Consider the following 12,260-nt stretch of genomic DNA (forward strand, 5'->3'; position numbering starts at 1 on the left):
CCGTCATCAGCCGTTTGGCTGTCGGGTCGGCGGCGGCACAGGCTTCCAGACGCCCGGTCAGCGCGGCGATACGCTCGCCCAGCCGTTTCCATTCGTTCAGCATCTCGTCGATCAGCTCGCGCAGCAGAGCCGGCAACGGCTGTCTAGCGTCTTCCAGCACCCGGGTGACACCTTGCTTCAAGCCCACATCCCCCTGCGCCAGGGCGATACCCTGCTCCAGCAGCAGCCCGCGGATCTGATTACCCATGGCGGTGCGCCGCTGCACATAGCCCCGCCGGACACGGTGCCAGGCCTGCATCGCCAGTGCCGCGACGCTCTTCACCGGTACCGACGCGATACTGCTATCCCGTCCCGCCCGCAGAATGGCGTGGGCATCATTGCGATCATTCTTCGCTCCGCTCCGGTGCTCGGCCACCCGCTGGGCCGGCAGGATACGCACCGGGTTGCCCTGCGCCTGCAGCAGCCGAGCCCAGGCTTGTGCTCCAGGGCCGGTTTCCATCAGCATCGTCACGCCCTCCGGCAGCTTCTGCAGAAACACCTGAAACGCTTCACGCGACTTGATTCGCTGTTCGTACGCCAGTTGACCCTGGGCGTCTTCCCCCGCCACCTGGAAGACCTTTTTCGCCAGATCCACGGCGACTGTCGTGCACACCGATACATCGGTTGCAGACACCGGCTTATTCATTGTCGTATGCTTTTTCATGGACTCACCCTCACTGTCGGTGGCTTCTTAGACCGCCACCGTGGCGCCTCGACGCCTCGGTGAGGGTGAGTCCATCCAATTACGGATCACCGTGAGGCATGGCGCTGCCCGTAGGAGCAACTGTCTTGCCGGCCGCGCCGAGACGCCTTTCGTAGGATGGGTTGAGCCTTGGCGAAACCCATGCGGTTGCGGTGATGGGTATCGCTTCGCTCAACACCATCCTACGAAAGCCATGCTCGCTCATGCGGTAGGAGCGGACCTTGTCCGCGAACGGTGTTCACCGGCGGCAACGGTGCATCGGACTGACTCCGTTCCCTCTCCCCAACCCTCTCCCGCAAGCGGGAGAGGGGGCTGTCCGGCATGGACGGGAAGTTCGGCATCGACCTGTAGGAACAACTGTCTTACAGGCTGCACCGAAGTGCTCTTCGTAGGATGGGTTGAGCTTGCGAAACCCATGCTGCCATGGTGATGGGTATCGCTTCGCTCAACCCATCCTACGCTTGAGTTTCTCCCGCACTCCGCCAGGCCGCTCAGCCCTTCGCGCCGATACGCCCCAGCGCAAGCTGCAGCACACCGGCCACCAGCAGCGCCGGCAGGGTGGCGCCCAGGTCCGGGGCGTAGTTGGCCAGCAGGTGATAGGTGACCACGCCGCCGGCCCAGGCCAGCAGCGAGCCCCAGCGCAGGCCGGGGCGGACTTCGGCGGCGGCGCGGCGGCGCAGCAGGAAGTGGTCGACCAGCACCACGCCGAACAGCGGGGCGAACACCGAGCCGATCAGCAGCAGGAAGTTCTGGTACTGCGCAAGCGGCGCGAACCAGGCGATCAGGGTGCAGAACACGCCGATGATCAGCGCCAGGTGCTCGACCTTCAGCGGCACCAGGATGCCGCTGGAAACCGCCGCCGAGTGGATGTCGGCGAAGGCCTTCTCCGACTCGTCGAGCAGGATCAGCAGCAGCGGGATGCCCATGCCGGCGCCGGCCAGGGCCAGCAGCAGGGCGTTGGCGTCGCTGCCCTGGGCGAACGCCAGGGTGTAGGCCACGCCCAGGCCCATCAGCCAGAAGCAGCCGATGAAGAAGCCCAGCGCGGCGCCGCCGAACACCTGCCCGGCGTGCTTGCCGAAGCGCGAGTAATCGGCGATCAGCGGCAGCCACGACAGCGGCATGGCGATGGCGATGTCAAAGCCCACCGCCAGCGGCAGCGAGCCGTCGCCGCCGCGGGCCCAGATGGCCGCCAGGTCCGCGCGGTGCAGCAGGTCCCAGGTCAGCCAGATGCAGGCCGCCAGCAGCAGCCAGATGCCCCACTTGCGCAGCACTCGGCGGACGAAGGCCAACGGCCCGCTGACCGCCAGCAGGGTGGCCAGGGCGCCGAACACCAGGGTCCACAGCGCCGGGCTGGTCCAGGCGCTGCCCTCGCCGAAGGCGCGCGCGGCCAGCAGGCTGGCGGCGTCGCGCATGACGATCACTTCGAAGGCGCCCCAGCCCACCAGTTGCAGCAGGTTGAGCACGGCCGGCAGCGCCGCGCCGTGACCGCCCAGGCTGAGCTTGAGCGAGGCCATGGCGGCCAGCCCGGTGTCGCTGCCGATCACCCCGGCGGCGGCCAGCAGCAGCACCCCGACCAGGGTGCCGAGGAAGATCGCCAGCAGCGAGCCGGCCAGACCCAGGCCGGGCGCCAGCAGCGCGCCGGTCTGCAGCACCATCAGGCCGATGCCGAGGGAGAACCACAGGGAGAACAGGTCGCGCAGGCCGAGCACGCGCTGGGCGGCGCCAACGGCGATGGCCGGTGAGTAGTTGGTTGCAGTGGTGGTGGTCACGATGTGCGCAAGGCTCTGGGGTTATTGGGATGTGTCTTCTTTTCGTAGGAGCGGGCTTGCTCGCGAACCGGCCCCGAACCCGGGCTGTTCGCGAGCAAGCTCGCTCCTACAGGTGCCGCGGTGTAGCGATCAGACCTGTTTGTAGATCACCGAGCCTTCGTCCTTGAAGCGCGCGGCCTGTTCCTGGAAGCCGGCCTCGATGGCCTTCTGCTCGTCGGTCAGGCCGTTCTCCTTGGCGTAGTCGCGGACTTCCTGGGTGATCTTCATCGAGCAGAACTTCGGCCCGCACATGGAGCAGAAGTGCGCCACCTTGGCCGAGTCCTTCGGCAGCGTCTCGTCGTGGAAGGCGCGCGCGGTGTCCGGGTCCAGGCCGAGGTTGAACTGGTCTTCCCAGCGGAACTCGAAGCGCGCCTTGGACAGCGCGTTGTCGCGGATCTGCGCGCCCGGATGACCTTTTGCGAGATCGGCAGCATGCGCGGCGATCTTGTAAGTGATGATGCCGGTCTTCACGTCGTCCTTGTTCGGCAGGCCCAGGTGCTCCTTGGGCGTGACGTAGCAGAGCATGGCGCAGCCGAACCAGCCGATCATCGCCGCGCCAATGCCCGAGGTGATGTGGTCGTAGCCTGGGGCGATGTCGGTGGTCAGCGGGCCGAGGGTGTAGAACGGCGCCTCGTCGCAGCATTCCAGCTGCTTGTCCATGTTCTCCTTGATCAGTTGCATGGGCACGTGGCCGGGGCCTTCGATCATCACCTGCACGTCGTGCTTCCAGGCGATCTTGGTCAGCTCGCCGAGGGTTTCCAACTCGCCGAACTGGGCGGCGTCGTTGGCGTCGGCCACCGAGCCCGGGCGCAGGCCGTCGCCCAGCGAGAAGCTGACGTCGTAGGCCTTCATGATTTCGCAGATGTCTTCGAAATGCGTATAGAGGAAGTTCTCCTGGTGGTGCGCCAGGCACCACTTGGCCATGATCGAGCCGCCGCGGGAGACGATGCCGGTGACGCGCTTGGCGGTCAGCGGCACGTAGCGCAGCAGCACGCCGGCGTGGATGGTGAAGTAGTCCACGCCCTGCTCGGCCTGTTCGATCAGGGTGTCGCGGAAGATTTCCCAGTTCAGGTCCTCGGCGATGCCGCCGACCTTCTCCAGCGCCTGGTAGATGGGCACCGTGCCGATCGGCACCGGGCTGTTGCGCAGGATCCACTCGCGGGTCTCGTGGATGTGCTTGCCGGTGGACAGGTCCATCACCGTATCGGCGCCCCAGCGGATGCCCCAGGTGAGCTTCTCCACCTCTTCCTCGATCGACGAGCCCAGGGCGCTGTTGCCGATGTTGCCGTTGATCTTCACCAGGAAGTTGCGGCCGATGATCATCGGTTCGAGTTCGGTGTGGTTGATGTTCGCCGGGATGATGGCTCGGCCGCGGGCGATCTCCTCGCGGACGAACTCGGCGGTGATCTCCTGCGGGATGCTGGCGCCGAAGCTTTGCCCCGGGTGCTGGTCCTTGAGCAGGCCGGCGGCGCGGGCTTCCTGCAGCTTCAGGTTCTCGCGGATGGCGATGTATTCCATCTCCGGGGTGATGATGCCCTGGCGCGCGTAGTGCATCTGCGTGACGTTCTTCCCGGCCTTGGCCCGGCGCGGGGTGCGCACATGGGCGAAGCGCAAGGCGTCGAGGCTGGCGTCGGCCAGGCGGGCCTGGCCGAAGTCGGAGGTCAGGCCGGGGAGGATCTCGGTGTCGCCGCGCTCGTCGATCCAGCGCGAGCGCACATCGGGCAGGCCCTTGCGCAGGTCGATGCGCACTTCGGGGTCGGTGTAGGGGCCGGAGGTGTCGTAGACGAACACCGGGGCGTTCTTCTCGCCGCCGAAGGCGGTGGGGGTATCGGCCAGGGAAATTTCCCGCACCGGCACGCGGATGTCCGGGCGCGAGCCGGTCAGGTAGACCTTGCGCGAATTGGGGAAGGGCTGCGCCGACTGGCGATCGAGCTGTTCAAGGCGGGTTACGTTGTTCTTCTGGGTGCTCATCCTGGCTCTCCTGGGTTGATTGTCGGGAGAACCTGGGTGACGCGGGAGCCGCAAGGCACTGCGGAGAAAGGACGCGTCCGGGGAGGGCTGGGGCCGGCCGGAAAGGCACTGGGGACGCGGACTTCTTGTTCCCTACGCGGGTGCTAACCCGATCAGGTTCAACGGGATCCGGAACTATCCGATCTCAGCCCCTCGCAATGGGGCACCCCGACAAGAACGTCCGCAGTCTAAACAAGAGTTCGGCGCTTGGCCAATGCCGCCGGGCCGAAAGTATCGGATGCGACTTCGCGGTCACGCCCCGGCAACTACAATGCTGCAACGAATTGCCCGAAGATGGCGCCTTGACCGCCAATCGGGGCGACCGTAGCCTTGCCCCACCCGCACACTTTCTAGGACGAACGAATGCTGCGCAGACTCTCCCTGGCTGTCGCCGTGGCCGCCTCCACAGGTTTCGTCTGGGCAGCACAGCCCACGTCGAGCGTCGCTCCGCTGCCGACCAAGACCGACCTGATCAGCGTCTACAAGGATGCCGTAGACAACAACGCCGACCTCGCCGCCGCCCAGGCCGACTACCTGGCGCGCAAGGAAGTCGTGCCCCAGGCGCGCTCCGGCCTGCTGCCGCAGATCAACGCCGGCGGCAGCCTGGGCACCAGCCGCACCTCGCTGGACACCCCGGACGTGACCCTCAACCGCAGCAGCCAGCTGGTCCAGGCCAGCCTCAGCCAGCCGCTGTTCCGCGCCGACCGCTGGTTCCAGCTCAAGGCCGCGGAAAACATCAGCGAACAGGCCCAGCTGGAATTCTCCGCGACCCAGCAGCGGCTGATCCTGCAGACCGCCGAGACCTACTTCGGCGTGCTCCGCGCCCAGGACAACCTGGCCGCCAGCAAGGCCGAGGAAGCGGCCTTCAAGCGCCAGCTCGACCAGTCCAACGAACGCTTCGACGTCGGCCTGTCGGACAAGACCGACGTGCTCGAATCCCAGGCCGGCTACGACACCGCGCGGGCCAACCGGATCGTCGCCGAGCAGGCGGTGGAAGACGCCTTCCAGGCCCTGGTGACCCTGACCAACCGCGAGTACAGCGGCATCGAGGGCATCCTCCACTCGCTGCCGGTGGTGGTGCCGACGCCGAACGACGCCAAGGCCTGGGTGGATACCTCGGTGCAACAGAACATCGCCCTGCAGGCCAGCAACTTCGCGGTTACTGCCGCCGAGGAAACCCTGCGCCAGCGCAAGGCCGGGCACCTGCCGACCGTGGATGCGGTGGTGCAGTACCAGAAGGGCGACAACGACGCCCTGGGCTTCACCAACACCGGCACCGCCCCGACCTACGGCAAGTGGGTGGACCAGACCAGCGTCGGCGTGCAGTTGAACATCCCGATCTACAGCGGCGGCCTGACCAGCTCCCAGGTGCGCGAGTCGTACCAGCGCCTGAGCCAGAGCGAGCAGCTGCGCGAAAGCCAGCGCCGCCAGGTGGTGCAGGACGCGCGCAACCAGCACCGCGCGGTGAACACCGACGTGGAAACGGTGAAGGCGCGGCGCCAGGCGATCATCTCCAACCAGAGCTCGCTGGAAGCCACCGAGATCGGCTACCAGGTCGGCACCCGCAACATCGTCGACGTGCTCGACGCCCAGCGCCAGCTGTACAGCGCGGTGCGCGACTACAACAACAGCCGCTACGACTACATTCTCGACAACCTGCGCCTGAAGCAGACCGCCGGCACCCTCAGCCCGGCCGACCTGCAGGCCCTGGGCACCTACCTCAAGGCCGACTACAACCCGGACAAGGACTTCCTCCCCCCGGACCTGGCCAAGGCCGCCGAGCAGCAGCTGGAAAGCAGCAGCAAGGCGCGAACCCAGCAGTGAACGATAGCCGGACGTCCCGGCGCGGATCGCGGATGAGATCCGCTCCTACGCCGCCCCACCCACGCCATTCCCATGTAGGAGCGCGCCCTGCGCGCGATTTCGCGGGCAGGGCCCGCTCCTACAGGTTGCTGGGGAGCATGGTATTCCTCCTCTCCCGTAGAGCGGACCTTGTCCGCGATAGCCGGACGCCCCGGCGCGGATCGCGGATGAGATCCGCTCCTACGCCGCCCCACCCACGCCATTCCCCTGTAGGAGCGCGCCCTGCGCGCGAATCGCGGGCAGGGCCCGCTCCTACAGGTTGCCGGGGAGCATGGTATTCCTCCTCTCTCGTAGGAGCGGACCTTGTCCGCGATAGCCGGATGTCCCGGCGCGGATCGCGGATGAGATTCGCTCCTACGCCGCCCCCACCCACGCCATTCCAATGTAGAGCGCGCCCTGCGCGCGAAATCGCGGGCAGGGCCCGCTCCTACAGGTTGCCGGAAAGCACGGTGTTTCTCCCCATAGGAGCGGACCTTGTCCGCGATAGCCGGACGTCCCGGCGCGGATCGCGGATGAGATCCGCTTACGCCGCCCCACCCACGCCATTCCCATGTAGGAGCGCGCCCTGCGCGCGATTTCGCGGGCAGGGCCCGCTCCTACAGGTTGCTGGGGAGCACGGTATTCCTCCTCCCCCGTAGGAGCGGACCTTGTCCGCGATCCGCGCCGGAACCTCCGGCGAGATTCGCGGATGAGATCCGCTCCTACGCCGCCCCACCCACGTCATTCCAATGTAGGAGCGCGCCCTGCGCGCGAAATCGCGGGCAGGGCCCGCTCCTACAGGTTGTGGGGCAGCACGGTATTCCTCCTCTCCCGTAGGAGCGGACCTTGTCCGCGATAACCGGACGTCCCGGCGCGGATCGCGGATGAGACCCGCTCCTACGCCGCCCCACCCACGCCATTCCCCTGTAGGAGCGCGCCCTGCGCGCGAAATCGCGGGCAGGGCCCGCTTACAAGGAACAGGAGAAACGCCGTCGTAGGATGGGTTGAGCGAAGCGATACCCATCACCACGGCCGCATGGGTTTCGCAAGCTCAACCCATCCTACGAAAAGCACCTCGGCGCGGCCGGCAAGACAAGGCCGGTCGCTCAGTCGCGATACCCCGGCGCAATGCGCTCCAGCATGCGCAGCAGCGCCTCCCAGGCCAGGTCGATGCCGTCCGGGTCGCTCAGCTCGCCTTCGGCCTGCGGCTGATGCGGTTCGTTGAACTGGCGCTCGGTGCGCCGGCACACCGCGTCCGGCGGGATCACCAGTTCGCCGCCGACCTGGGCGGCGATCTGGATGTCGCAGGCCTTCTCCAGGTAGTACATGCGCAGGAACGCCTGCTTCACGCTCGCGCCCACGGTCAGCAGACCGTGGTTGCGCAGGATCATCCCCAGGTGGTCGCCGAGGTCGCGCACCAGGCGCTGCTGCTCGTCGAACGACAGCGCGATGCCCTCGTAGTCGTGGTAGCCCAGGCGCCCGTAGAACTCCATGGACATCTGGTTCAGCGGCAGCAGCCCCGCGGCCTGGGCCGCCACCGCGCAGCCGGCGCGGGTGTGGGTGTGCAGCACGCACTGGGCGTCCTCGCGGGCGGCGTGGATGGCGCTGTGGATGACGAAGCCGGCCGGGTTGACCTTGTAGCGCGTCGGCGCCACCGGGTGGCCGGCCAGGTCGATCTTCACCAGGCTGGAGGCGCTGATCTCGTCGAACATCAGCCCGTAGGGGTTGATCAGGAAATGGTGCTCCGGCCCCGGAAGGCGCAGGGAAATGTGGGTGAAGATCAGGTCGCTCATGCGGAAATGGGCGATCAGCCGGTAGCAGGCGGCCAACTCCTCGCGCAGCTTCCACTCTTCGGCGGAGCAGGTTTCACGGGAGGGCATCGGGATGGTCATGCCGGGGTTCCTCTTGTTGTTCGAACGACAGGCTACAGGCGAAGAGCATGTGCAGGGCTCTTCGCTCTTGCTTGCAGCTTGCAGCTTGCAGCTTGCAGCCTATAGCTTGACCTATTGCGCCGCCCAGGCGTTGAAGCGCTCTTCCAGCTCCTCGCCATGGTCGGCCCAGAACTCGTCGTCCATCGCCAGGCCCACCTTGATGTTCGCCGGCGCGGTCGGCACCCAGCGCGCCAGGTCCTGCGGCAGGCGTTCGGCGGCCTGCTTGTTGGTCGGGCCGTAGGGGATGTTGTGCACGTACTCGACCTGGGCGTCGGCCTGGTTGGCGAAGGCGATGAAGCGCTTGGCCAGGTCGACGTGCTGCGAGCCCTTGATGATCGCCCAGTAGTCCATGCCGTACAGCGCGCCCGGCCAGACCAGGTCGAGGTTGCGCCCGCTCTTGTGGGCGTCGGCGATGCGCCCGGTGTAGCTGGTGGTCATCACCACGTCGCCGGCGGCGAGCCACTGCGGCGGCTGGGCGCCGGCCTCCCACCACTGGATCGATGGCTTTATCTGGTCGAGCTTGGCGAAGGCGCGGTCGACGCCGGCCTTGGTGGAGAGCACCTTGTACACGTCCGCCGGGGCGACGCCGTCGGCCATCAGGGCGAACTCCAGGTTGTACACCGCGCGCTTGCGCAGGCCGCGCTTGCCGGGGAATTTCTTCAGGTCCCAGAAGTCCTGCCAACCGCTGGGCGCGGTCTTCAGCTTGTCGGCGTCGTAGGCGATGGCCACGCCCCACACCAGCGCGGCCGAGCCGCATTCCTTGGCGGCGTTGGGCACCAACTGGTCGGCGCCGCCCAGCTGCTTCCAGTCCAGCGGCACGAACATGCCCAGGTCGCAGTTGCGCGCCAGGTCCGGGCCCTCGATCTGCACTACGTCCCAGTCGGCGTGGCCGGTATCGGTCATCACCTTGATGCGCGCCATCTCGCCGTTGTACTCGGCCTGGGTCAGGCGTGCCCCGCTGGCCTTGGCGAAGGGCTGGAAGAAAGCCACGTCCTGGGCCTTCTGCCCGGCGCCGCCATAGCCGACCACGACCATGGAATCCTGCGCCTGGGCGCTGCCGAGACCGAGTCCCAGGAGCAGCAGCAGGGGTTGCAAAGCGTTCTTGCGCGAAATCATCGAGCGGACCCTCTGTGGATGCGAACCGTGGCCACCGCGGTGGCACGGCGGAGGTGGGTTGGGCGTACCGGAACAACTCGCGGACGGAGGCGGCTGGCAGTCAGAGGCGAAGGGGCGCCGCGGCCTGGAACGGCCGGCGCGGGTAGACACCGTGGGGCACGGTTCATGCGCATCTCCTCTTGTAGTTGTTGTGGAGTACGTCGCTGGGCACGCCCCGTCGGCGACGGGGCGTGGAAATGAAACTACCCAGTCACTTTTAAAAAAACAAGTTGATTTTTTACTGAAGGTAAATTTCCATGGAAATACGTTAGATGACCATCCGCCCACCAGGAGCCCCGCCGTGTCCGACGTCATCCACTTCCAGAAGTCCGCCCTGCAGTTCCAGCCCTATGCCGGCCAGGCGCCGGAGAACGCCGCCATCTGCCGCCTGATCGGCCCGGCCGACAGCCAGACCATGGGCGCCGGCCTGGCCCGCTTCGACGGCTGCTCCATCGAGTGGACGGTGCTCTACGACGAGCTGATCGTGGTGCTGGAAGGCCACTTCCGCCTGCGCCTGGGCGAGCGCGTCATCGAGGCCGCGCCGGGCGACGTGATCTGGGTGCCGGAGCGCACGCCGCTGGCCTACGAGGGCGAAAAGGCCTGCGTGTTCTACGCCCTATACCCGGTCGACTGGCAGGCCCGCAACGCCTGAGCCCCCCGCAGAACAACAAGAAAGGACCACGCCCGTGACCCATGCCTTCCCGCACCTGTTCAGCCCGCTGCAAATCCGTGGCAAGCGCCTGAAGAACCGCATCATGTCCACCGGGCACGACACCTCGATGCCCACCGACAACCTGGTCAACGACCAACTGGTGGCCTACCACCAGGCCCGCGCCAAGGGCGGCGTGGGGCTGATCGTGATGCAGGTGGCGGGGGTGCACGACAGCGCCCGCTACACCTCCCACGTGCTGATGGCCACCGACGACGAATGCATCCCCGGCTACCGCCGCGTCGCCGAGGCCTGCCATGCCGAGGGCACCCTGGTGCTGTCGCAGATCTTCCACCCCGGGCGCGAGATCATGGAGTCCAGCGACGGTCTGCTGGCCGTGGCCTACTCCGCCTCGGCCTCGCCGAATGAGCGCTTCCGCGTGATGCCGCGCGAGCTGGACCAGCGCATGATCGACGAGATAGTCGCCGGCTACGCCGCCGCCGCAAGGCGCCTGCACCAGGCCGGGCTGGACGGCGTGGAAGTGGTGGCCAGCCACGGCTACCTGCCGGCGCAGTTCCTCAACCCGCGGGTGAACCGCCGCACGGACGGCTACAACGGCGACCTCGACGCCCGCCTGCGCTTCACCCGCGAGGTGATCGCCGCGGTGCGCGCGGCCACGGCCGAGGACTTCATCGTCGGCCTGCGCATCTCCGCCGACGAACGCGACCCCGAGGGCCTGACCGAGGACGAATCGCTGCAGGCCGTGCAGTCTCTGCAGGGCGAACTGGACTACGTGCACATAGTCGCCGGCACCTCCGCCTCCCTCGGCGGCGCCATCCACATCGTCCCGCCGATGGCCATCGAGGCCGCCTACCTGGCCAGCAACGCCGCGACCTTCAAGGCGCGCCTGGACATCCCGCTGTTCGTCACCGGGCGCATCAACCAGCCGCAGGAAGCCGAGCTGATCATCGCCCGCGGCCAGGCCGACGTGTGCGGCATGACCCGCGCGCTGATCTGCGACCCGCAGATGCCGAACAAGACCGAGACCGGCCACGTCGAGGACGTGCGCGCCTGCATCGCCTGCAACCAGGCGTGCATCGGCCACTTCCACCGCGGCTACCCGATCTCCTGCATCCAGCACCCGGAAACCGGCCGCGAGCTGCAGTACGGGCGCATAGAACCGGCCGCGCAACGCAAGCGCGTGCTGGTGGCCGGCGGCGGCCCGGCGGGCATGAAGGCCGCGGCGGTGGCGGCGCAGCGTGGCCATGAGGTGATTCTCTGCGAAGCCGGCGCGCAGCTCGGCGGCCAGGTCAACCTGGCGCAACTGCTGCCGCGCCGCGCCGAATTCGGCGGAGCCTCCACCAACCTGCAGCGCGAAATGCAGCTGGCCGGCGTGGAAGTGCGGCGCAACACCCGCGTCGACCGCGCCCTGGTGGAAGCCGAGAAGCCCGACCTGGTGATAGTCGCCACCGGCGCCAAGCCCTACTGGCCGCCCTTCGAGCGCGGCGGCGAACTGCAGGTGGTGGACGCCTGGCAGGTGCTGCGCGGCGAGGTGCAGGTCGGCCGCTCGGTGCTGGTCACCGACTGGCGCTGCGACTGGATCGCCCCCGGCATCGCCGAACAGCTGGTGCGCGCCGGCCACCAGGTGCGCCTGGCGGTGAACGGCACCCACGCCGGCGAGAACCTGCCACTCTACGTGCGCGACCACCTGGCCGGCGAGCTGCACCGCCTGGGCATCGAGATCACCCCCTACGCGCGGCTGTACGGCTGCGACGACAGCAGCGTCTACCTGCAGCACAGCGCCAGCGGCGAACCGATGATCTTCGAAGGCATCGACACCCTGGTGCTGTGCCAGGGCCACCAGCCGGTGGACGACCTGGCCGCCGAGCTGGAAGGCCTGGTGGAGTTCCGCCGCATCGGCGACTGCCTGGCCCCGCGCACGGCCGAAGAAGCGATCTACGAAGGCCTCAAGGCAGCCTGGGCAATCTGAGCCGCTAGGTCGGGCGTAGGGCGAATAACCGTTCGCGGTTATCCGCGGCCTGACCTTGGCCGCCGCGCGCTCGGAGCCGAACCCGAAGCCGCCCCACGCAAAGTCCAGCAACGGCATTCGTGGCAAGCAAGGT

The 12,260-nt window shown here is 67.5% G+C and carries 8 protein-coding genes and 1 riboswitch; of the genes, 3 read left to right on the top strand and 5 right to left on the bottom strand.

Annotated elements, in window-relative coordinates:
* The 3 genes from QSJ95_RS17740 to thiC all read right to left on the bottom strand — a co-directional run.
* Positions 1-685: IS110 family RNA-guided transposase (locus QSJ95_RS17740; protein WP_285644410.1), on the bottom strand; the 685-nt coding region annotated here is incomplete at its 3' end.
* Between the two features lie 548 nt (positions 686-1,233).
* Positions 1,234-2,511 carry a putative hydroxymethylpyrimidine transporter CytX gene (gene cytX / locus QSJ95_RS17745; protein WP_285644178.1) on the bottom strand — a complete coding sequence of 426 codons (1,278 nt, stop codon included), beginning with the start codon at positions 2,509-2,511 and terminating at the stop codon, positions 1,234-1,236.
* 129 nt (positions 2,512-2,640) lie between these two features.
* Positions 2,641-4,521 carry a phosphomethylpyrimidine synthase ThiC gene (gene thiC / locus QSJ95_RS17750; RefSeq protein ID WP_285644180.1) on the bottom strand — a complete coding sequence of 627 codons (1,881 nt, stop codon included), beginning with the start codon at positions 4,519-4,521 and terminating at the stop codon, positions 2,641-2,643.
* Between the two features lie 112 nt (positions 4,522-4,633).
* A riboswitch (TPP riboswitch) is annotated at positions 4,634-4,741 on the bottom strand.
* 182 nt (positions 4,742-4,923) lie between these two features.
* On the opposite strand from thiC, the gene QSJ95_RS17755 reads away from it, so the two are divergent.
* Positions 4,924-6,384 (top strand): TolC family outer membrane protein, encoded by a 1,461-nt coding sequence (locus tag QSJ95_RS17755; RefSeq protein ID WP_043268550.1) that lies wholly within the window; start codon positions 4,924-4,926, stop codon positions 6,382-6,384.
* A gap of 1,124 nt (positions 6,385-7,508) precedes the next feature.
* Here QSJ95_RS17755 and QSJ95_RS17760 read toward each other — a convergent pair.
* Entirely contained in the window at positions 7,509-8,294 is a 786-nt protein-coding gene (locus tag QSJ95_RS17760; protein ID WP_061562970.1) for a class II aldolase/adducin family protein, read from the bottom strand.
* Between the two features lie 111 nt (positions 8,295-8,405).
* A complete protein-coding gene (locus tag QSJ95_RS17765; RefSeq protein WP_285644216.1) occupies positions 8,406-9,449 on the bottom strand; it encodes an ABC transporter substrate-binding protein in 1,044 nt (347 codons plus the stop codon).
* Between the two features lie 340 nt (positions 9,450-9,789).
* On the opposite strand from QSJ95_RS17765, the gene QSJ95_RS17770 reads away from it, so the two are divergent.
* Entirely contained in the window at positions 9,790-10,140 is a 351-nt protein-coding gene (locus tag QSJ95_RS17770) for a EutQ-related cupin domain-containing protein (protein ID WP_009613539.1), read from the top strand.
* A gap of 34 nt (positions 10,141-10,174) precedes the next feature.
* A complete protein-coding gene (locus QSJ95_RS17775) occupies positions 10,175-12,127 on the top strand; it encodes an oxidoreductase (protein WP_285644221.1) in 1,953 nt (650 codons plus the stop codon).
* Positions 12,128-12,260 lie beyond the last annotated feature (133 nt).

Origin of the sequence: Pseudomonas sp. NBRC 100443 (assembly GCF_030268185.1) — a bacterium.
Classification (GTDB): domain Bacteria; phylum Pseudomonadota; class Gammaproteobacteria; order Pseudomonadales; family Pseudomonadaceae; genus Pseudomonas; species Pseudomonas citronellolis.